The organism is Stenotrophomonas sp. TWI602, from assembly GCF_039674045.1.
Taxonomy (GTDB): domain Bacteria; phylum Pseudomonadota; class Gammaproteobacteria; order Xanthomonadales; family Xanthomonadaceae; genus Stenotrophomonas.
Genome location: NZ_JBDJMT010000003.1, coordinates 330,502 through 351,344, shown reverse-complemented (window position 1 = coordinate 351,344; position 20,843 = coordinate 330,502). Strand labels below are relative to the sequence as shown.

The following is a 20,843-nucleotide window of genomic DNA, read 5'->3' as shown; positions in this document are numbered from 1 at the left end:
GTGGGGGCCAGGCCCTGACGGGACCGTCAGGGCGCCAAGGATGGCGCCCACGAGCCCCCAAGGATGGGTTTACGGCGCGTCCCGGCAGGGCCTGGCCCCCGCTCGCCAACACGGAGATGCCCGTCAGCCAAAGCCGTTGCCTCTGCCTCTGCCTTTGCCGTCAGTCAGCCAAGCCCGCCAAAAAACAAATCCTTACTGCAGCAGCGAACGCAGCATCCAGGCGTACTTTTCGTGGGTCTGCAGACGCTGGGTCATCAGATCCTCGGTCGGTGCGTCGTCCGCATCGTCTGCCACGTCCAGCACTTTGCGCGCCGTACGGCACACCGCCTCGTTGGCGGTGACCAACTGGCGTACCATTTCACGCCAGTCCGCGCTGTCGGTCAGGCCCGGCTCCTCGGCGATCGAGGTCAGGGCCGCGAACTCGCGGTACGAGCCCGGGGCATTGAAGCCCAGTGCACGGATGCGTTCGGCCACGTCATCCAGGGCCGCCCACTGTTCGGTGTACTGGGTCTCGAACATGGTGTGCAGCGAGTTGAACATCGACCCGGTCACGTTCCAATGGAAGTTGTGGGTCTTCAGGTAGAGCGTGAACGCATCAGCCTGGAAGGCCGACAGTCCATCGGCGATCTTCTTGCGATCGCCCTCCTTGATCCCGATATCGATGTTCGGGGCCGACGGGGCCGCCGCGCCGAGCTTCTGCTTGGCAGTCTTGGGCTTTGCCGGGGTCTTGGTCGTCTTCGCCATGGGAGAACTCCTTATGGATGGGATGAATCGGATGGCCTTCACAATAGATCAGACTACCCTTTCAGTAGTAAACAAAAGTTCTAAACGAATCGATTGATGAGCGCTATCGAAAAACCACATGCAGCACGCCTGGCCCAGCAGCAGGCCGCCATCAACGGGGCCATGAGCCGCGACCGCGGTCGTTTGCTGGGGATGCTCTCGCGTTGGCGGGCCAAACCGGCGGATACGGGGCTGGCGGCGGCGTTCGAGCAGGCCTTGCAGGCGTCCGTGCAGCGCCGTGAAGCGCGTGCGCTGAATCAGCCGACCATCACTCTGGACGAGCAACTGCCGATTGCGCGTGAAGCCGAGGCCATCACCGCGCTGATCCGCGACCACCAGGTCGTGGTGATCGCCGGTGAAACCGGCTCGGGCAAGACCACCCAGCTGCCCAAGCTGTGCCTGGCCGCCGGCCGTGGCACCGCCGGCATGATCGGCTGCACGCAGCCGCGACGGATCGCCGCGCGTGCAGTGGCGACCCGCGTTGCGCAGGAACTGCAGTCCGAGCTGGGCACCACGGTGGGCTACCAGGTGCGCTTCACCGATCGCGTCGGTGACGATACCCGCATCAAATTCATGACCGACGGCATCCTGCTGGCCGAGATCAGCAGTGACCGCTGGCTGTCCAACTACGACACGATCATCGTCGACGAGGCGCACGAACGCAGCCTCAACATCGATTTCCTGCTGGGCTATCTGAAGCAGCTGCTGAAGAAGCGGCCCGATCTGAAACTGATCGTCACCTCGGCGACCATCGATACCTCGCGCTTCGCCCAGCATTTCGACGATGCCCCGGTGATCAGCGTGGAAGGCCGCACGTTCCCGGTGGAGGTGCGTTACCGGCCGCTGGAAGGTGAGGGCGGCGGCGAGGCTGACGGTGGGCGCGATGGCGAGCGCACCGTCAATGATGCGGTGGTCGCGGCGGTGGATGAAATCACCCGGATCGACCCGCGTGGCGACATCCTGCTGTTCTTCCCGGGCGAGCGCGAAATCCGCGATGCGCACCAGTCCCTGGAACGACGCAAGTACCGTGGCACCGACGTGCTGCCGCTCTATGCGCGGCTGTCGGTCAAGGATCAGGACCTGGTGTTCAACCCCGGCGCCAACCGGCGCATCGTGCTGGCCACCAACGTCGCCGAAACATCGCTGACGGTGCCGCGCATCCGCTATGTGATCGACCCGGGTTTCGCCCGCATCAAGCGTTACAGCCCGCGCCAGAAGCTGGACCGGCTGCACATCGAAGCGGTCTCCCAGGCCAGCGCCAACCAGCGCAAGGGCCGCTGTGGCCGCGTGTCCGAAGGCATCTGCTACCGGTTGTATTCCGAAGCGGATTTCCAGTCGCGCCCCGAGTTCACCGATCCGGAAATCCGCCGCTCCAGCCTGTCCGGGGTGATCCTGCGGATGCTGCAGCTGGGCCTGGGAAAGATCGAGGATTTCCCGTTCCTGGAGGCACCGGATGAGCGCGCCATCGCCGATGGCTGGCAGCAGCTGGGTGAGCTGGGTGCGGTCGATGCCGAGCGCCGCCTGACCCCGATCGGGCGCCAGATGGCGCGCCTGCCGGTGGACGTGAAACTGGCCCGCATGCTGGTCGCCGCGCAGGCCCAGGGCTGCCTGCGGCCGATGCTGGTGATCGCCTCGTTCCTGGGCATCCAGGACCCGCGCGAGCGCCCGCCGGAAGCGCGCGCCGCGGCCGACAACGCGCATGCGCTGTTCGCCGATGGCCGCTCGGAGTTCGTCGGCGTGCTGCGCCTGTGGGACGGCTACCGCCAGGCTCACGAAGACCTGACCCAGTCCAAGCTGCGCGACTGGTGCGGGCGGCATTTCCTCGGCTTCCTGCGCATGCGCGAGTGGCGCGAACTGCATCGCCAGCTGCGCGTGCTGTGCGAGGAGCTGGGCTGGACGGAAGAAGCGGCCGAGAGCTCCCTGGCACCGTTGCTGGCCGGTTCGTCCGCGCCTGCACCGGCGCGCGATGACGAGGCGAAGATCAAGGCGACGCGCGGCCAGCAGCACCGTGCCGCACGCCTGGCCCGCGAAGGGAAATCCGAGCCGGCGCCTGCCCAGAACACGCCGGCATCGGTCAAGGGCGCCGATGCCGAGGCGCGCAACGCCTTCAGCGACAAAGTGCGCGCAGCCGCCTACCAGACCCTGCACCGTGCCTTGATCGCCGGCCTGCCCACGCAGATCGGCCACCGCAGCGACAAGGGCGATTTCGTGGCGCCGCGCCAGCGCCGCTTCCTGCCGTTCCCGGGCTCGACCCTGGCCAAGCGGCCGCCGCCGTGGCTGCTCACCGCGACCTTGCTGGATACCCAGAAAATCTGGGGCCTGACCAACGCGGCGATCGAGCCGGACTGGGTCATCAACGAGCTGCCGCACCTGCTGCTGCGCAAGCACTTCGATCCGCATTGGTCGCGCGCGCAGGGCCAGGTGCTGGCCTCCGAGCAGATCAGTCTGTTCGGACTGGTGCTGGCCCCGAAGAAGCCGGTGCACTACGGCCGCATCGCGCCGGGCGAGGCGCACGACATCTTCGTGCGGCAGGCCCTGGTGACCGGCGAAATCAACACCCGTGCCGGCTTCGTCGCCGACAACCTCAAGGTGCTGGAGCAGGCGCGCGAAGAGGAGGCCAAGCTGCGCCGTGCCGGCATCGTCGCCGATGAAGGCTGGCAGGCGCGCTGGTACCTGGACCGGATTCCGGCCGAGATCCATTCGGCGATGGGCCTGGATACCTGGTGGAAGGCGCTGGCGCCGGAGAAACGCCGCGCGCTGTCGTGGTCACTGGCCGATCTGCTGCCGGGCGAGGGCAGCGACGCCGAACGGTATCCCGCGTATCTGCCGCTGGGTGATGCACGGCTGCCGCTGCATTACACCTTCGAGCCGGGTGCCGACGAAGATGGCGTCACGTTGGAGGTGCCGCTGCACCTGCTCAACGCGCTCGATCCGGCGCGGTTGTCGTGGCTGGCGCCCGGCTTCGTGGCCGACAAGGCTGCGGCCCTGATCCGCAGCCTGCCCAAGGCGATGCGCCGCAACTATGTGCCGGCACCGGACTTCGGGCGCGCGTTCGCCGAAGCGTTTGCCGAGCCGACCGCCGATGACATCCGTGGCGAGCTGGCACGGTTCCTGTCGCGTGCGACCGGTGCCAAGCTGGCCGCGACCGATTTCGATGACGCAGCGCTGGACGCCCATCTGCGCATGAACCTGCGGCTGCGCGATGCCGATGGCAAGGTGCTGGCGACCTCGCGCGATCTGGATGCACTGCGCGCCCGCTTCGGTGACAAAGCCGGGGATGCCTTTGCCGCACGCGCCGGGCGTGCGCTGGCAGCCGAAGGGTTGCGCGATTTCCCGGCCAGCCCGATCCCGCTGCAGGTGCCTGGCGAAGCCGGCGTGCCGGCCTATCCGGCGCTGGTCGACCAGGGCGAGACCGCCGCGTTGAAGATTTTCGCCGATCGCAACGAGGCGCTGGAGCAGCATCCGCTCGGCGTGCGTCGATTGCTGGAGATTGCGCTGGCCGACAAGGCCAAGCAGGCGCGCAAGCAGCTGCCGGTGCCGCCCAAGACCGGGTTGTTGTATGCCGCGATCGAATCGCAGGAACGCCTGCGTGGCGACCTGGTCGATGCCGCGATGAACGCGGTGCTTGCCGATGGCCTGGGTGATATCCGCGACCCGGCCGCGTTCGCCAAGCGCAGCGCGGAGGCGGGCAAGGCGTTGTTCGCAGAGGCGATGGCCCGCCTGAAGCTGGCCGAGAACATCCTGGCCCATGTGGCCGAGCTCAAACCACAGCTGGAAGCGCCGCTGATGGGCTGGGCACGCGGCAATCTGGATGACATGGAGCAGCAGCTGGCCGCGTTGGTCCATCCTGGCTTCCTGCGCGAGACCCCGGCCGATGCCCTGGCGCAACTGCCGCGCTACCTGCGCGCAATGATCCTTCGCACTGAGCGTGCCAAGCGCGATCCGCCGCGCGACCAGGCGCGGATGCTGGAGCTGCGGCCATTCGTGGATGCGTTGGCACAGGCCGAGGCCCGCGGGTTGCGGGAGCGGCCGCAGTGGCAGGACCTGCGCTGGGATCTGGAAGAGTTGCGCGTCTCGCTGTTTGCCCAGGAGCTGGGCGCGAAGACCGGGATTTCAGCCAAGAAGCTGGCCCAGCGCGTGGCCGCGCTGCAGAAGCCTTGATCCGGCAGTGCCCCGTGCCAGGTCGGCACGGGGCACTGGGGTTGCCTGAAGCGGATTATTTGACGCGGCGGACCTTGGCGCGGGTGTTGACGCCCTGGATCTGCATGTACCACACCCCGCCGACGCCGGGAGCGATGCTGACCTCAGGCGACTGGCGGCGGACACCACCGACTTGGACATCGTCGACCTGCTCCCATTCCTGGGCGTTGGCGAGCGCGTAACGCTGGCCCTTGCCAAAGCCGCGGAATTCTCCGGTCAAGACGCTTTTGATCGGCTCCTTGGTGCCGAAGTCGAAGAAGCCGTGGTTTTTCACGATGACTTCCTGACGACCCTCTTCGCGGGCCTGCTCGCGGGCATCGGCCGCCAGCGCGGCCACCTTGCCCTGCAGCCAGTTGTTGAGCTCGGCCAGTTCCTGCGGCGTGAGCTTCTCCAGCCCGGCCGCCTTGAACTCGGCCGGCGACATCTGCTGCTGCAGATCGCCTTCGACCACGCGCTGGGCCAGCGCCGGGAGCGAGAGGCTCATCATGACGGCCGCGCAGGCCAACAACCGCAGACGGGAAAAGCGCATGGCAGGGTCTCTCCTAGGAATGGCCGCAGTGTAGTGCCAGCGCCCCGGCATGTGCACATGCTGGTGATGGCGATTGTCGGGGGGGCGCTGCGGCGCTAGTGTAGGTGGCCTCTGTCTTGTCTGTACGATGCTGTGAACCGCGCTTCCTCCCCTGGCCTGGATGGCTTGTTGAACCGACCCTCGGTGGCTTCGCTGCCGGCTGAGCTGCGCGAGGCATTGCTGCAGCGCTGGCAGCAACCCGAGGCCGATCTGGAACGGCGCGCGGGCTGGCCGGTGCTGGCTGACACGCTGGATGCGCTGTCATTGCTCTCGGCCGACGAGTCTGCCTTGCTGGCCACGTTGCTGTTCGATCTGCCGTGGTTGCGTGCCGGTCTGGACACGCTGCCGATCGGTGCGCTCAAGCCGGTGGTCGTCGGCCTGCTGGACGGCCTGGACGCCGCCGACCAGGTCTGGGCGCTGCACGCCGGGCGCGAGGCCGGGCGCAACAGCGAAGGCCTGCGTCGCCTGCTGCTTTCGATCATCCGCGATCTGCGCGTGGTGCCGATCCTGCTCGCCCGCCAGCTGGCCCGCATGCGCGGTGCCGATCGCTTGCCCGAAGAAGAGCGCCGCGCGCTGGCCCAGCTCACCCGCGACATCCATGCGCCGCTGGCCAACCGGCTCGGCATCTGGCAGTTGAAGTGGGAGCTGGAGGATCTGGCGTTCCGCCATCTGGAACCGGAAACCTACCGCCGCATCGCGCGCGAGGTGGATGAAACGCGCTTGGCGCGCGAGCGCTATGTCGAGGGCGTCAAAAAGGCGCTGTCGCGCGAGCTGCTGGCGCAGGGCATCCGCGCCGAGGTCAGCGGCCGCCCGAAGCACATCTACAGCATCTGGCGGAAGATGCAGAAGAAGCGGCTGGCCTTCGAGCAGCTGTACGACATCCGCGCCGTGCGCGTGATGGTGGACGACGTGGCCGCCTGCTACGCAGCGCTGGGCGTGGTGCATGCACTGTGGGCGCCGGTGCCGAGCGAATTCGACGATTACATCGCGCGCCCGAAAGCCAACGATTACCGTTCGCTGCATACCGCCGTGGTCGGCCCGGAAGGGCGCACCATCGAAGTGCAGATCCGCACCCACGACATGCACGCCCAGGCCGAGCTCGGCGTGGCCGCGCATTGGCGCTACAAGGAAGGCAGCAAGGGCGCGGAAAAGGCGTTCGACCGCAAGATCACCTGGATGCGGCAGCTGCTGGAGCAATCCCAGGACGGGCATGCAGGCGAACTGGCCGGTGCGCTGGATGCCGAGCTGACCGAAGACCGGGTCTACGCGCTCAGTCCCAAGGACGAGGTGATGGACCTGCCCCAGGGCGCCACGCCGTTGGATTTTGCTTACCACGTGCACACCATGGTCGGGCATCGCTGCCGGGGGGCGAAGGTCAACGGCCGCATCGTGCCGCTGACCTACCGCCTGCGCAGCGGCGACCGCGTCGAGATCCTGACCGGCAAGGAGGCCGATCCCCGGCGCGACTGGCTGCTGGCCTCCAGCGGGTTCCTGGCCAGCAACCGTTCGCGTGAAAAGGTGCGCGGGTGGTTCCACAAGTTGGACCGCGCGCGCAACGTGCAGGCCGGCCGCGAGCTGCTCGAGCGCGAACTCAAGCGCCTCGGCCTGCAGCACGCCGATCTGGCCATCGCGGTGAAGAAGTTCCACGCCGACAGCGTCGACGATCTCTACATCCAGGTGGCGCTGGGCGATACCGGGCCGAACCAGGTCAGCCGCACGCTGCTGGAAGCCGAACGTGCCGCCAGCCAGCCGGCGGCGCCGGTACTGCCGCGCCCGACCGCGCGGCGCGAGAGTGTGCGCAGTGCCGATTTCACCGTACAGGGCGTGGGCAACCTGCTGGTGCAGCTGGCGCGTTGCTGCCAGCCGGTGGCCGGCGAGCCGATCGTCGGGTATCTGACGCGTGCGCGCGGCGTCACCGTGCACCGCACCGACTGTGCCGCGCTGGCACGGCTGGCCGCGGCCAGCCCGCAGCGGATTCTTCCGGTGGAGTGGGGCCAGGCCGGCGGTGGCTATGAAGTGGACGTGGTGGTCGACGCAGTCGACCGGCGCTGGCTGCTCAAGGACATCACCAACCTGATCGCGCAGGAGGATGCCTATGTGCTGGACATCCACAGCGACAACGTCCGCAACAGTGGCCGTGCGCATCTGCGCCTGCGCCTGAAGGTCAGTGACTACGGCCAGCTTTCGACCCTGCTGGGCAAGCTGGATGCACTGCCCGGCGTCAGCGAAGCCCGGCGTCTAGGCTGAGCTCACGTGCCCCACGCTAGGCTCGCGCCATGAGCCGGGACGATGACAGGCATGACGCCGCCCACGAAGCACTGCGACGGGTGCGCCGCGAAGGCCGCTGGTGGTGGTTGCAGGCGCGCCATGCCCGGCGCATCTGGCGCTGGGCCCTGCTGGTGGCCGTGCTGCTGTTCGTCAGCCTGGCCCTGTTGCGCCGGCCGCTGGCCAACTGGTTCTGGAACGAGCCGCAGATCGAGCAGCTGCTCGACCAGGGCGATCGCGCGCTGGCCGCGGGCCGGTTGAGTGCGGCAGATGGCAGTGGCGCACGTGAATCCTTCCAGGCCGCGCTGGCGCTGGACACCGACCGCTTGCAGGCGCGCAGCGGTCTGGCACGCACCGGCCAGGCTGCCCTGCAGCAGGCGCGGGATGCGCTGGACCGGGGCGATGCACCGGCGGCGACCGCCGCGCTTGCGCTGGCCCGCGAACTGCAGGTGCCGCAGCGCGATGCCGATGCGGTGGCGCAGCAGCTGCACGCACACGACCAGGCACGCGCGGGCATCGGGGCGTTGCTTGGGCGCGCCGAAGCGGCCCTGCAGGCGCAGCGGCTCGAGGGCAGCCCCGACAGCGCGCTGCCGCTGTTCCAGCAGGTGCTGGCGCTGTCCCCCAATCAGGTGCGCGCACTGGAGGGGCGCGAGGATGCGCTGTCCGATCTCCTCCAGCAGGCGCGCACGGCGGCCGGACGCGGCGACGTGGCCAGGGCGGCGGCGCTGGTGCGCAGCGCGCGTGGTTTCGATGCCGGGCATGTCGATCTGCCGGCCACCCAGGAGGCGCTGAACAACGCGCTGGAGCGACGCCAGCGCGAGGGCGAGATCGCGCTGCGCCGGCAGAAGCTGGAGGTTGCGGCCGATGCATTCGCAGCGGTGCTTTCGGCGCTGCCCGACGATCCTGCCGCGCGCCGTGGCCAGCTGCAGGTCGCCGATGCGCAGCTCACGCGTGCGACGCGGCTGGCCGGCAACTTCCGCTTCGACGACGCAGCCCGGGCGCTTCAGGTGGCCCAATCGCTGGGCGCGTCCACGCGTTCGCTGGAGGCGGCCCGCCATGTGATCGAGCAGGCGCAACGCTCCCAGGCGGCATTGAAGACCCCGGCGGTGCCGAGGGCGCAGCGCGAACGCACACTGCGCCGTCTGCTCACGCGCCTGGAGGAGGCAGAGGGCCGTGGCAACTTCCTGGACCCGCCCGGACGCAGTGCTTACGACGCCCTGCGCGAGGCCCAGGGCGTCGCGCCGCAGGACCCGCGGGTGCGAGCCGCCGCGCAGCGCCTGCTGCCCGCAAGCCGGCAGTGCTTCGAAGATCGCCTGCGCGAGAACCGCGTGTTGGCGGCGGGGGCGTGTCTGGACGCCTGGCAGACGTTGTCGACCAATGATGCCGCCCAGGCCGCCGCGCGACGGCGGCTGGCGCAGCGCTGGCTGGCCATCGGCAGCGAGCGCCTGGGCTCGGGCGACATCGCTTACGCGCAGCAGGCGCTCGAGCAGGCGCGGCGCTGGCAACCGGACCTGCCGGAATTACCGGCCTTCGCCGAGCGCCTGCGCAGCGCCGGCGGTGGCTCGGGCACTTAATCCAGGAACACCCGCTGCACGGTGGCGCGGGCCGCATCCAGCGAGAAATGATCCACGATGTTCTGCAGCCCGGCAGTCGAGAGCCGGCGCCACAGGGCCTCGTCCTGGTACAGCCGCACCACGGCCTGCGCGAATGCCTCGGCATCATCGGCCACCAGCACATCCTCGCCATCGCGCAGGTGCATGCCTTCCACGCCACAGGTCGTGGCGACCACCGGCTGCCCATGCGCCATGCTGAGATTCACCTTGCCCTTCACGCCGGCACCGAATCGCAGCGGCGCGACGGCGATGCGGATGCCATCCATGTAGGGCACCACGTCCGGCACGAACCCGTGGATCTCCACGCCCGGCTGGGTCGCGGCCAGCGCGCGCAGGGTGTCGGGCACGGCCGCGCCGATGCAGTGGAAACGGATGTCGGGCAGCTGTGCACGGATGCGCGCGAAGACGTCACCGATGAACCACTGCATGGCATCCAGGTTCGGCGGATGACGGAAGCCGCCGACGAACACCAGATCGCGCCGCTCGGCCCAGTCAGGGCCGGCGCCAGCAACCTCGTGCAGATTGGAAATCAGTTCCACGGTCGCGCCCGGGGCATCGACGCGCAGCTGCTCGCGCTCGGCAGCGCTGACCAGCACGGTCACATCAACCTCTTCCATCACCGCCAGCTCGCGTGCGCGGGTGCGCTCGGCATTGCGCAGCAGCCCGGCATCCCCGGCGATCTCCGCACCCCGGCGTTCGCGCAGGTAGTGCAGGTCGACGGTATCGAAGACGGTGCGGGCCTGGGGCGCACAGCTGCGCAGCAGCGGCAGGCACTCGTGGGCGACGTGGTAGCGGACCATCATCACCACATCGAAGCGGGCGCCGTTGGCGCGCAGCCACGGCGCCACACCGTCCAGGTAGGGGGCGTACCAGACCTCCACGCCAAGCGCCTGCAGCGCCTCGGTGGCGGTGCCGCCGTGCTCGCGCCGGGTCGGCACGAACACCACGTGGACCCCGGCTTCGAGCAGCATGCGGATCAGGTTGTACTGGCGTAGCGAGGCCGAGTCGCGGTCCGGCTGCGGCACTTCTTCATCCAGGATCAGGACCTGGCGCTGGGCACGGTGCAGCAGGGCTGGCGAGGGAACGCTGCCGACGGCGGGCTGCGCCTGCAGTGCGCCAGCCCACTTCGCCGCGAACACGCCGCGGTTGCGGACCTGGTAGGCCTTGATCCCGCTGCCGGTATCGGTGCCGTTGCTGGTGCCCTCGTCATGCACCACGCGGCTGGCCGGTTGCACCAGTACGCGGTGGCCGCTGGCGCGCACGGCGAAGGCCAGGTCGGTGTCTTCGTAATACGCCGGCTTGTAGCGCAGGTCGAAACCCCCGATCTCTTCCCACAGGGCGCGCGGGATCATCAGCGCGGCGCCGGAGCAGTAGTCGGCATCGCGCAGCGCGCTGTAGCGCGGATCTTCGGGCGATTCGAACCGGCCGTAGCTCCAGCCGCTGCCATCCTGGAAGATCACCCCGCCCGACTCCTGCAGGCGGCCGTCGGGGTAGAGCAGCTGTGAACCGACCAGGCCGGCGCGCGGCACCCGGGCGAAGGTGGCGAGCAGGGCATCCAGCCAGCCCGGCTGCGGCACCGTGTCATTGTTGAGCAGCACCACGTACTGGCCACGCGAACGCGCGACGCCATCGTTGCAGGCCTCGATGAAGCCGCCGTTGCTCGCGCGCACTTCATGGCGCAGGCCGCGGATCTGCGGCATCCAGGTGATCGTCTCGTCGCTGCTGCCGTCGTCCACCACCAGGATCTCGCAGGCGACCTGCGGCGGATGCGCGGCCAGTGCCCGCAGGCAGGCCAAGGTGTGCGCAGCGTGGTTGTAGACCGGAATGATGATGCTGACCACCGGGCGCTCGCTGGCGGGGACGGTGAACGGCGCGAACGCTGTGGCCTCCGGCAGGTACAGGGGCGCCCCGCGGGGCGCCGGCACGGCCTGGGTGTGGACCCGGATGCGCTGCCAGGTAGCGCGCCAGCCCCGGGTGCGCAGACTGGCCAGACTGCGACGGAACAGGCCGAGCATGCGGTTCAGGAAATAGCGAGCATCGGCCAAGGACATCGACATCCCGTTGCAACTCCAGCTTAAGCGGGGGAACCCGGGAGAACGCGCCGCTCGCAGTGGCTGCGTTAGACTCGCCGGAATCCATATTCTCGCATCCCCGTGCCCCGACGCTACGATTCCGACGACATCGACGAGTTCGACGACACCGAAAGCCGCGCCCCGCTGTGGCGGCGCCGGTTGATCACCTGGAGCATGGCGGCTGTCGCGCTGGGGCTGGGCTTCCTGATCCCCTATACGGTGTACCTGAATCAACAGGTCACCCAGCGCTTCGGTGAGCTGCGCTGGCAGATTCCCACGCGCGTCTATGCGCGGCCGTTGCCGCTGGCGCCCGGCGTGGCGATGGATGCGGCCACGCTCAAGACCGAGCTGGCGGCCTCGGCCTACCGCGATGACGGGATCGGCAAATCACCGGCCACGTACACGCAGGAGGGGGGGCGTTTCGTCATCTCCAGCCGTGGCTACAACGACGTCGATGGCCGGGTCGCCCCGCGCCGCGTCGAGCTGAGCCTGTCCGGCGGGTCGATCGCTTCGCTGCGTGACCCCGACACCCGCAAGGCGCTGAAGGCCGCGCGCCTGGATCCGGCCCGTATCGCCACGCTGTATGGCCAGAAGCAGGAAGAGCGCCGGCTGGTACGGATCGAAGAGACCCCCGAGCTGCTGGTCACCGGCCTGCAGGCGGTGGAGGACAAGGACTTCAACCGGCACCACGGCATCGACCTGAGCGGCATCGCCCGTGCGATCTGGGTGACCGTGCGTTCTGGTGGCCAGAGCCGCCAGGGCGCCTCGACACTGACCCAGCAGCTGGCCCGAAGCGGCCTGCTCGGGATCGGCAAAGAGCAGACCGTCACCCGCAAGTTCAATGAGGTGCTGTACGCGCTGATCATGGAAGCGCGCTACGACAAGCGCACCATCCTGGAGGCCTACCTCAACCAGGTCTATCTGGGCCAGCGCGGCAGCCAGGCGATCCACGGCATGTCCTCGGGCGCGGAGTTCTGGTTCGGGCGTGATCTGGCCTCGCTCAACACCGAGCACGTCGCGCTGCTGATCGGCCTGGTCAAGGGCCCGTCCTATTACGATCCGCGCCGCAATCCCGAGCGCGCGCTGGATCGCCGCAACTTCGTGCTGGGCAAGCTGCGCGACGCCAACCTGATCGACGATGCGGAGTACAAGCGTGCGGTCGATGCGCCGCTGGGCGTACCCAAGACCCCGGGCCTGATCGCGGCCAACCGTTTCCCGGCCTATGTCGATCTGGTCCGTCGCCAGCTCGGCCACGATTACCCCGAGTCGGTGCTGCAGGGCGCCGGCCTGAGCGTGATGACCGGCATGGCGCCCTCGGCGCAGGCCTATGCCGAAGGTGCGGTCACCAAGACGATCAAATCACTGGAAAGCAAGCGCCGTCCCGCGTTGCAGGCTGGCCTGGTGCTGACCGACGTGCACAACGGTGATGTGCTGGCCGTGGTCGGCAGCCGTGACGTGTCCGAACCGGGCTTCAACCGGGCCATCGAGGCGCAGCGCCCGGTCGGCTCGCTGCTCAAGCCGTTCGTGTATCTGCTGGCGCTGGCGCAGCCGGACCGCTACTCGCTGTCCAGCTGGGTCGATGATTCGCCGGTGACGGTGCAGCTCAGCCGAGGCAAGCAGTGGTCGCCCGGCAACGCGGACAACCGCAGCCACGGCACGGTCCGCCTGATCGATGCGCTGGCCCATTCCTACAACCAGGCCACGGTTCGGGTAGGCATGCAGGTCGGCCCGGAGCGGGTCACGCAGTTGATCCACGTCCTGGCCGGCATCAAGGCCGAGCCCAATCCCGCGGTGATCCTGGGCTCCACGGATCAAAGCCCGTATGCGATGGCCCAGCTGTATCAGTTCCTGGCCTCCGGGGGCGAGATCCAGCCGCTGCACGCGGTGCGTGGCGTGCTCGATCCGCAGGGCAAGTTGATGAAGCGCTACGACAAGACCCCGGCGCCGGCGCAGGAAGGTGACTCGATTGCCGCCAACCTGATCAGCATCGGTCTGCAGCAGGTCGTGGCCAGCGGTACCGCGCAGCGCCTCAACGCCGATGGCCTGGGCCGCCTGCAGCCGGCGGGCAAGACCGGCACCACCAACGACGGCCGCGACAGCTGGTACGCCGGCTACACCGGTGACCATCTGGCCGTGATCTGGATGGGCAATGACCAGAACGAACAGGCCGGGCTGTATGGCGCGACCGGGTCGATGCGGGTCTGGTCGGGCATTTTCCAGCGCCTGCCCAGTTCGCCGCTGAAGGTCAGCAACAAGGGCCTGGACTGGCAGTACGTGGAGGCCAGCGGCACGGCCACCACCGATGAAGCCTGCCCGGGCGCGCGTCGCTTCCCGTTCGTGGTCGGCTACACCCCGGCCTATGTACCGTGCACCGCGCCGAGCGCCTTGCCGGAAGGCGAGGGCGGCGAACAGAGTGAAGGCGGTGGCTGGCGCAGCTGGTTCGGCCTGGAGAAAAAGCCGGAGCCCGCCCCCGAACCGGCGCAGAATGCACCGGCCGCCACCCCCGCGCGTCAACCCTGATCGAGGCCTGCCTGCATGACCACCCGTTTCCTGATCCGTTCCGCGTCGCTTGCCACGCTGTGCCTCGCGCTGGCGGCCTGCGTCACTCCGCCGCCGGTGGTGAAGGCGCCGGTCGACACCACCACGCCGGCCCAGCGCCTGGCCGCCGTGGATGCCGCTGCGGGCAATGACGACAAAGAGCTGGCCGTGCAGCCGCTGCGCGACAGCGAGGTGGAAGACCTGCGCCAGGCCGCGCATGCCCGTCGCCAGGCCAACGACCTGACCGGCGCTGCGGCGGCGCTGGATCAGGCGCTGGCGATCATGGCCTCGGACCCGTCGGTGCTGCAGGACCGGGCCGAGATCGCCCTGTTGCAGGGCGACTGGGCAGCAGCGGAAACCTTCGCCCGCAAGTCGGTTGAACTCGGTTCCAAGACCGGCCCGCTGTGCCGTCGCCATTGGGCGACGATCGAGCAGGCGCGTCTGGCCCGCGGTGAAAAAGAAAACGCGGCCTCGGCGCATGCACAGCTGGACGGCTGCACGGTGCCGGGGATCATGCGTTACTGATGTGGGCGATGCAGTCGGATGCGTGACGGCGTAGCGCCGGGCATCGGTCGGCACCCTTTATCATGGCGTCATGTCCCAACTTGCCCACGCCAGCCGCGATGCCCTCAGTGAGGGCGGTGCGCTCGCCAGCCAGCTCGATGCCTTCGTTCCGCGCCCGGCCCAGCTGCGCCTGACCGCGGCGATCGCCGAAGCGTTCGACCAGCGCGACGTGCTGCTGGCCGAGGCCGGCACCGGCACCGGCAAGACCTATGCGTACCTGGTGCCCGCGCTGCTGTCCGGGCTGAAGACCATCATCTCCACCGGTACCCGCGCGCTGCAGGATCAGCTGTATCACCGCGATCTGCCGCGCGTGCGGGCCGCGCTCGGTGTGGGCCACAGCAGTGCGCTGCTGAAGGGGCGCGCCAATTATCTGTGCCGCTATCGGCTGCAGCAGGCCCGGGGCGAACCCCGTTTCAGTTCCCCTGAGCAGGTCGCGCAGTTCCAGCGCATCCTGGCCTGGGCCGGACGCACGAAGTACGGCGACATGGCCGAGCTGGAGGCCTTGCCGGAGGATTCGCCGCTGTACCCGATGGTGACCTCCACCATCGATAACTGCCTGGGCACCGAATGCCCCTTCTGGGATGACTGCTTCGTCGTGCAGGCACGGCAGCGGGCGCAGGCGGCCGACGTGGTGGTGGTCAACCACCACCTGCTGCTGGCCGATCTGGCGCTCAAGCAGGAAGGCTTCGGCGAGATCCTGCCGGGCGCGCAGGCGTTCGTGATCGACGAGGCACACCAGTTGCCGGAACTGGCGGCCAACTTCTTCGGCGAAGGCTTCGGCATGCGCCCGTGGCAGGAGCTCGCACGCGACTGCCTGGCCGAAAGCCGCAGCGTGGCCGGTGCGCAGGCGGCCCTGCAGGAGCGCGCGGCCGCGCTGGAGCAGACCCTGCGCGATCTGCGCGCGGCGATGGATGGCCTGCCGCCGCGCGGCACCCAGTGGCGCGCGCTGACCGTGCCGCAGGTGCGCGATGGCTTCGATGCGGCGATGAGTACGCTGGTGCAGCTGCGTGATGCGCTGGCTGGGGTGCGCGAGGCGTCGCCCGGCCTGGACGCCTGCCATGCGCGCGCCATGGAAGCGGTCTCGCGGTTGTCGCGCTGGCTGGGCGACGATGCGCCGATGCTGGATTTCGATACCGACCCGGATGAGGCGCCGCCGCCAGCGGAGGTGCTCTGGTATGAACTGACGCCGCGCGGTTTCCGCTGCCAGCGCACGCCGATGGATGTGTCCGGTCCGCTGCGCGAGCATCGGCAGCGCTCGATGGCGGCCTGGGTGTTTACGTCGGCGACGCTGACCGTGGACGGGGGTTTCGAGCATATTTCCCAGCGGCTGGGCCTGGATGATCCGGTCAGCCTGCTGCAGCCCAGCCCCTTCGACTGGGCCCAGCAGGCGCTGTGCTATCTGCCGACCGATCTGCCCGATCCGGCCGCGCGCGGCTTCGGCACCGCGTTGATCCGCGCGCTGACGCCGGTGCTGGAGGCCTCGCACGGCCGTGCGTTCCTGTTGTTCGCTTCGCACCGCGCACTGCGCGAAGCGGCCGAGGCCCTGCGCGATGCACCGTGGCCGCTGTTCGTGCAGGGCGAGGCGCCGCGCGCGACCCTGCTGCAGCGCTTCCGTGAATCGGGCAACGGCGTCCTGCTGGGCTCGGCCAGTTTCCGCGAGGGCGTGGACGTGGTCGGCGATGCACTGAGCGTGGTGGTGATCGACAAGCTGCCGTTCGCCGCCCCGGATGACCCGGTGTTCGAAGCGCGGCTGGATGCGATCCGCCGCGACGGCGGCAACCCGTTCCGCGATGAGCAGCTGCCGCAGGCCGTGATCGCGCTCAAACAGGGCGTGGGCCGCCTGATCCGCAGCGAGACCGATCGCGGTGTACTGGTGCTGTGCGATCCGCGCCTGCTCAGCCGCAGCTATGGCCGGATTTTCCTGGATTCACTGCCGCCGTTCCGACGTACCCGTTCGCTGACCGATGTACAGGCCTTCTTTGCGCCACAATGGTCCCTCGCTGACCCCGCACCCGTCGCCGCGCCTGCTTCACCGCAGCCCGTGCAACGTCTGCCGCCCACCGATGACTTCCCCACTTCCCTGTTCTGACCGCCATGAAGCTGCTCGCCTTTGAAACCGCCACCGAAGCCTGTTCCGTTGCCCTGTACGTGGATGGGCAGGTCACTGAGCGCTTCGAGATCGCCCCACGCCGCCACGCTGAACTCAGCCTGCCCTGGGCCGAGGCGCTGCTGGCCGAGGCGGGGGTGGCCCGTTCGCAGCTGGATGCGATCGCATTGGGGCGGGGGCCGGGCGCGTTCACCGGCGTGCGGCTGGCGATCGCCATCGCCCAGGGGATCGCCCTGGCGCTGGACCGCCCGTTGATCGCGGTCTCCACCCTGCAGGCGCTGGCGCTGCGCGCGCCGGCCGAAGCCGATCATGTACTGGCCAGCATCGACGCACGCATGGGCGAGGTCTATGCCGCACGCCACATCCGCGTGGACGGGCAGTGGCAGCTGCAGGGCGAGGAGAGCGTGTGCGCGCCGGGGCAGGTGGTGTTGCCTGAGGGCACGCGCTGGTTCGGCGTGGGGACTGGCTTCGGCGCGGCCGACGGCGTGCTGGCGACGCGGTTGGCCGATCAAATGACCGGCGTGGATGCGCTGGCATTGCCGCGCGCGGCGGATGTGCTGGCGCTGGCGGTACCGGCGTTCGAGCGCGGCGAGGGCATGGCACCGGAGCTGGTGGAGCCGGCCTATCTGCGCAACAACGTGGCGCTGACCCTGGTGGAACAGCAGGCGGCGCGGGCGGCCAAGGCCGCCCGGTAGAGCCGACCGTTGGTCGGCTATCGCCCCCTCAGCGGTCGTCGCGCAGCTCGCCGCCGGGCAGGAACACCCAGGTGCGGGTCACCTGCAGGATGTCGATCGCATCCTCGGTCTTGGGCAGCGGCGGGAACGGCTGGGCAAGCGTGATCACGCGCAGCGCGGTTTCATCCAGCAACGGCGTGCCGCTGGACTGCAGGATGCGGGCACTTTCGACGGTGCCATCGCGGCGCACACCGACGGTGATCACCACCTGGCCACCGAGCCGGCGGGCGCGCGCCTCATCGGGGTAGTTCAGGTTGCCGACGCGCTCGGCGCGATCGACCCACGCGCGCAGATAATTGGCATAGGCGTATTCGCGGGTACTGGCCGAGACGAACTTGCGGTTCGGGCGTTTGGCGTACTGGGCCGAGCGCAGGTGCACTTCGGCGGCCAACCGCGCCATCTCCACATCGCGCTGCTCGCGGGCCGTCATCGGTGCATCCGGGCGGGGGTGCTCGGGCAGCGGCTGTGGCTGCGCCTCGGCGATGGTGTCGGCGCCATTGCGGCTGTTGACCACGCGGGTCTGCGGGGGCGGCACGCTGGCCGCCTCCTGGCGCTGCTGCGGGACCGGTGACAGCCCGGCCTGCGCCTGGGGCACGATTCCGGCCTGGTTGTCGCGCGGGCGCTGGGCCTTGTCGTGGTCGCCACCGCCCTGCTGATTGGCCTGGGCCAGGAAATCGGCCTGCTTGGGTGTCAGTGGGGTCTGGGTCTGGCTGAAGATCACATCCAGCGTGGGCACCAGCGGCGCGCTGTCACTGACCGCGAAGCCGACCCCCAGCAGCAGCAACGCGTGCACGAGCACGGACAGCGTCAGGGTCGCGCCCAGCCGCTGGGATTCGCGCGCCTGCCACGTCGGGGCCGGGACGACGCTGGCGCTCATCGCGGCAGGCTGGCCTCGATCGCATCGAACAGGGTGCCGGCGATGTTCAGTCCGAACTGGGCGTCGAGCTCGCGCACGCAGGTCGGGCTGGTGACGTTCACTTCGGTGAGGTAATCGCCGATCACATCCAGGCCGACGAAGCGCATGCCGCGCCGCTTCATCTCCGGTCCGACCTGGGCGGCGATCCAGCGGTCGCGTTCGCTCAGCGGGCGGCCTTCGCCACGGCCACCGGCGGCCAGGTTGCCGCGGAACTCATCGCCCTGCGGAATCCGCGCCAGGCAGTAGTCCACCGGCTCGCCATCGACCAGCAGGATGCGCTTGTCGCCAGCGGTGATGTCCGGGATGAACTTCTGCGCCAGGGCCAGCGTGCGCTCGCCATCGGTCAGGGTTTCCAGGATCACGTTGAGGTTGGGATCACCGGTGCCGCTGCGGAAGATCGAGCGCCCGCCCATGCCGTCCAGCGGCTTGAGCACCGCCTGGCCATGTTCGAGCACGAAGGCCTTCAGGTCCGCATTGCGGCGACTGACCAGGGTCGGCGGGCAGCACTGCGGGAACAGCAGGGCGGCCAGCTTCTCGTTGTAGTCGCGCAGGCCCTGGGGGTCGTTGACCACCATCGCACCGGCCTGCTGGGCGACGCTGAGTACGTGGGTGTCGTAGATGAATTCGGCATCCACCGGCGGGTCCTTGCGCATCAGCACCACCTGGCCGGGGCCGAACACGGTCTGGCTGAACTCGCCCAGGGTGAACCAGTCGTTCTTGTCCTCGCGCACCTGCAGCGGGGCGGTGCGGGCGATGGCCTGGCCGTCGCGCAGGGCCAGCCCGCCGGGGCTGACGTAGTGCAGGGCATGGCCGCGGCGCTGGGCTTCCAGCAGCATCGCGAAGGTGGTGTCCTTGGCAATCTTGATATGGGCGATGGGGTCCATCACCACGATGACATTCAACGGCATGGTCGCAACCTGGCGGGCAGGCCGATGATGGTAGCGACAATGGGTCCGCAATGCCTGCCCGGGGGCGCGGAACGCAGTGTCCGGCCGGGCGGGCGCCGCCCCGGGTTTGCGCAAACGGCCCGGGCCGGGCGCTCGCCGGGCCGCTGGCACCGGGGCCGCGGTGGGTGTGCTTGAAGCGCGCGCCGGTATTGGGATATAGATACGCTTTCGCAGCGACGCCGGGGATCAGGCAAGCGTCGCGCGCTTGGGGAAAGGTAATGACTGAATACATGGCTGCGGGTGGGGAACTCGCAGGGCTGCGCGTGATGGTCATCGATGATTCGAAGACCATCCGCAGAACCGCGGAAACCCTGCTGAAGCGGGAAGGCTGCGAAGTGGTGACCGCGACCGATGGGTTCGAGGCATTGGCCAAGATCGCCGATCAACAGCCGCAGATCATCTTCGTGGACATCATGATGCCGCGGCTGGACGGGTATCAGACCTGTGCGCTGATCAAGGGCAACCAGCTGTTCAAGTCCACGCCGGTGATCATGCTGTCCTCCAAGGACGGCCTGTTCGACAAGGCGCGCGGCCGCATCGTCGGCTCGGAGCAGTACCTGACCAAGCCATTCACGCGTGAAGAACTGCTGGGTGCCATCCGCACATACGTCAACGCCTGACCAGGGGGGAAAGGCACAATGGCTCGAATCGTACTGATCGAGGATTCACCGACCGACCGTGCGGTGTTCACGCAGTGGTTGACCAAGGCCGGTCATGAAGTCCTGGAAGCGGACAACGCCGAGGACGGGCTCAAGCTCGTGCGCGAGCAGTCGCCGCAGCTGGTGCTGATGGACGTGGTCCTGCCGGGCATGAGTGGCTTCCAGGCGACCCGTGCGATGGCGCGCGACGCGGCCATCAAGCACATTCCGGTGGTCATCGTGAGCACCAAGGCGATGGAAACCGACAAGGCATGGGGGCTGCGCCAGGGGGCGGCCGACTACATCGTCAAGCCGCCGCGCGAGGAGGAACTGATCGCGCGGATCAACCAGTTGGTGGTCTGATGCGTTCTCCTTTCGACATCCTCCAGGCCTACGAGCGACGCAGCCTGGCCCATGCGGTGCAGCTGCCCGAGCGGCAGTTCTCGCAGGACCTGTGGCGAGGCGTCGGCTATCGCGTGGGCAAGCGCCGGCTGGTCTCGGATTTCCGCGAAGTGGTGGAAATCGTCCCGATGCCGCCGATCACCCCGGTGCCCGGCGCACAGCCGTGGCTGCTGGGCGTGGGCAACCTGCGCGGCAACCTGTTCCCGGTGGTGGACCTGAAGTTCTTCCTGGAAGGCGAGCGCACCGTGCAGCAGGAGGGTCAGCGCGTGCTGATCATGCGCCAGGCCGGCGGCGACGTGGCATTGACCATCGATGAACTGTTCGGCCAGCGCAGTTTCGAGCTGGACCAGGACATCGTCGCCGGCGATCTGGCCACCGGCCGCTATGCGCACTTCATCGACCGTGCGTTCCACGGCGATGGCCATGACTGGGGCGTGTTCTCGCTGTCGCTGCTGTCGCGTACCCCCGAATTCAGGCAGGCCGCGGCCTGACCGCA

General features: G+C 68.7%; 15 protein-coding genes. 10 read left to right on the top strand and 5 right to left on the bottom strand.

The features are described from left to right. Window positions 1–192 precede the first annotated feature (192 nt). Complete coding sequence (locus ABE483_RS06090) at window positions 193–744, bottom strand: Dps family protein (protein WP_019185151.1); 552 nt, start codon at window positions 742–744, stop codon at window positions 193–195. A 96-nt stretch (window positions 745–840) separates the two neighbouring features. Here ABE483_RS06090 and hrpA point away from each other — a divergent pair, with 96 nt between their 5' ends. Further along, window positions 841–4,944, top strand: coding sequence for an ATP-dependent RNA helicase HrpA (hrpA, locus tag ABE483_RS06085; RefSeq protein ID WP_346481333.1), 4,104 nt, complete (start codon window positions 841–843; stop codon window positions 4,942–4,944). A 55-nt stretch (window positions 4,945–4,999) separates the two neighbouring features. Here the strand turns inward: hrpA and ABE483_RS06080 are convergent, their stop codons facing one another. Further along, window positions 5,000–5,512, bottom strand: coding sequence for a hypothetical protein (locus ABE483_RS06080; RefSeq protein ID WP_313210466.1), 513 nt, complete (start codon window positions 5,510–5,512; stop codon window positions 5,000–5,002). Between the two features lie 132 nt (window positions 5,513–5,644). Between ABE483_RS06080 and ABE483_RS06075 the strand changes: the two genes are divergently transcribed. Together ABE483_RS06075 and ABE483_RS06070 are read left to right on the top strand one after the other, a co-directional pair. Next, window positions 5,645–7,798, top strand: coding sequence for a bifunctional (p)ppGpp synthetase/guanosine-3',5'-bis(diphosphate) 3'-pyrophosphohydrolase (locus ABE483_RS06075; protein WP_346463258.1), 2,154 nt, complete (start codon window positions 5,645–5,647; stop codon window positions 7,796–7,798). Between the two features lie 29 nt (window positions 7,799–7,827). Beyond that, window positions 7,828–9,390: a hypothetical protein gene (locus ABE483_RS06070; protein ID WP_346463259.1), complete on the top strand. Its 1,563-nt coding sequence runs from the start codon at window positions 7,828–7,830 to the stop codon at window positions 9,388–9,390. Here ABE483_RS06070 and ABE483_RS06065 read toward each other — a convergent pair. Further along, window positions 9,387–11,486, bottom strand: a complete 2,100-nt coding sequence (locus ABE483_RS06065; protein ID WP_313210472.1) for a glycosyltransferase — start codon at window positions 11,484–11,486, stop codon at window positions 9,387–9,389. The two genes, ABE483_RS06070 and ABE483_RS06065, sit on opposite strands and share 4 nt — an antisense overlap. Before the next feature lie 96 nt (window positions 11,487–11,582). On the opposite strand from ABE483_RS06065, the gene mrcB reads away from it, so the two are divergent. The 4 genes from mrcB to tsaB all read left to right on the top strand — a co-directional run bounded on the left by mrcB (window position 11,583) and on the right by tsaB (window position 17,405). Continuing rightward, complete coding sequence (gene mrcB, locus ABE483_RS06060) at window positions 11,583–14,021, top strand: penicillin-binding protein 1B (protein ID WP_313219735.1); 2,439 nt, start codon at window positions 11,583–11,585, stop codon at window positions 14,019–14,021. 15 nt (window positions 14,022–14,036) lie between these two features. Further along, window positions 14,037–14,564, top strand: a complete 528-nt coding sequence (locus tag ABE483_RS06055; RefSeq protein ID WP_123730421.1) for a hypothetical protein — start codon at window positions 14,037–14,039, stop codon at window positions 14,562–14,564. Between the two features lie 70 nt (window positions 14,565–14,634). After that, window positions 14,635–16,692, top strand: a complete 2,058-nt coding sequence (locus ABE483_RS06050; protein ID WP_346481332.1) for an ATP-dependent DNA helicase — start codon at window positions 14,635–14,637, stop codon at window positions 16,690–16,692. 5 nt (window positions 16,693–16,697) lie between these two features. Beyond that, window positions 16,698–17,405 (top strand): tRNA (adenosine(37)-N6)-threonylcarbamoyltransferase complex dimerization subunit type 1 TsaB, encoded by a 708-nt coding sequence (gene tsaB, locus ABE483_RS06045; RefSeq protein WP_346481331.1) that lies wholly within the window; start codon window positions 16,698–16,700, stop codon window positions 17,403–17,405. 28 nt (window positions 17,406–17,433) lie between these two features. Here the strand turns inward: tsaB and ABE483_RS06040 are convergent, their stop codons facing one another. After that, the gene (locus tag ABE483_RS06040) at window positions 17,434–18,321 is read right to left on the bottom strand and encodes an energy transducer TonB (protein WP_313219737.1); all 888 of its coding nucleotides are present in this window, start codon (window positions 18,319–18,321) and stop codon (window positions 17,434–17,436) included. Beyond that, window positions 18,318–19,268 carry a glutathione synthase gene (gene gshB / locus ABE483_RS06035; RefSeq protein ID WP_121039048.1) on the bottom strand — a complete coding sequence of 317 codons (951 nt, stop codon included), beginning with the start codon at window positions 19,266–19,268 and terminating at the stop codon, window positions 18,318–18,320. Before gshB ends, ABE483_RS06040 begins: the two co-directional genes overlap by 4 nt. Before the next feature lie 257 nt (window positions 19,269–19,525). On the opposite strand from gshB, the gene pilG reads away from it, so the two are divergent. From pilG to ABE483_RS06020, 3 genes are read left to right on the top strand one after another with little or no spacing between them, the layout of a single operon-like run. Beyond that, window positions 19,526–19,927, top strand: coding sequence for a twitching motility response regulator PilG (gene pilG / locus ABE483_RS06030; RefSeq protein ID WP_121039045.1), 402 nt, complete (start codon window positions 19,526–19,528; stop codon window positions 19,925–19,927). Between the two features lie 18 nt (window positions 19,928–19,945). Next, window positions 19,946–20,308: a response regulator gene (locus tag ABE483_RS06025; RefSeq protein ID WP_123730426.1), complete on the top strand. Its 363-nt coding sequence runs from the start codon at window positions 19,946–19,948 to the stop codon at window positions 20,306–20,308. Further along, window positions 20,308–20,838, top strand: coding sequence for a chemotaxis protein CheW (locus ABE483_RS06020; RefSeq protein ID WP_088432919.1), 531 nt, complete (start codon window positions 20,308–20,310; stop codon window positions 20,836–20,838). Before ABE483_RS06025 ends, ABE483_RS06020 begins: the two co-directional genes overlap by 1 nt. The last annotated feature ends 5 nt before the right edge of the window (window positions 20,839–20,843 follow it).

Excerpts from the sequence above, each read along its gene's own strand:
- ABE483_RS06090 (WP_019185151.1), bottom strand. The coding sequence starts at position 744 with ATGGCGAAGACGACCAAGACCCCGGCAAAGCCCAAGACTGCCAAGCAG.
- hrpA (WP_346481333.1), top strand. The coding sequence starts at position 841 with ATGAGCGCTATCGAAAAACCACATGCAGCACGCCTGGCCCAGCAGCAG.
- ABE483_RS06080 (WP_313210466.1), bottom strand. The coding sequence starts at position 5,512 with ATGCGCTTTTCCCGTCTGCGGTTGTTGGCCTGCGCGGCCGTCATGATG.
- ABE483_RS06070 (WP_346463259.1), top strand. The coding sequence starts at position 7,828 with ATGAGCCGGGACGATGACAGGCATGACGCCGCCCACGAAGCACTGCGA.
- ABE483_RS06065 (WP_313210472.1), bottom strand. The coding sequence starts at position 11,486 with ATGTCGATGTCCTTGGCCGATGCTCGCTATTTCCTGAACCGCATGCTC.
- ABE483_RS06055 (WP_123730421.1), top strand. The coding sequence starts at position 14,037 with ATGACCACCCGTTTCCTGATCCGTTCCGCGTCGCTTGCCACGCTGTGC.
- ABE483_RS06050 (WP_346481332.1), top strand. The coding sequence starts at position 14,635 with ATGTCCCAACTTGCCCACGCCAGCCGCGATGCCCTCAGTGAGGGCGGT.
- tsaB (WP_346481331.1), top strand. The coding sequence starts at position 16,698 with ATGAAGCTGCTCGCCTTTGAAACCGCCACCGAAGCCTGTTCCGTTGCC.
- ABE483_RS06040 (WP_313219737.1), bottom strand. The coding sequence starts at position 18,321 with ATGAGCGCCAGCGTCGTCCCGGCCCCGACGTGGCAGGCGCGCGAATCC.
- gshB (WP_121039048.1), bottom strand. The coding sequence starts at position 19,268 with ATGCCGTTGAATGTCATCGTGGTGATGGACCCCATCGCCCATATCAAG.
- pilG (WP_121039045.1), top strand. The coding sequence starts at position 19,526 with ATGACTGAATACATGGCTGCGGGTGGGGAACTCGCAGGGCTGCGCGTG.
- ABE483_RS06025 (WP_123730426.1), top strand. The coding sequence starts at position 19,946 with ATGGCTCGAATCGTACTGATCGAGGATTCACCGACCGACCGTGCGGTG.
- ABE483_RS06020 (WP_088432919.1), top strand. The coding sequence starts at position 20,308 with ATGCGTTCTCCTTTCGACATCCTCCAGGCCTACGAGCGACGCAGCCTG.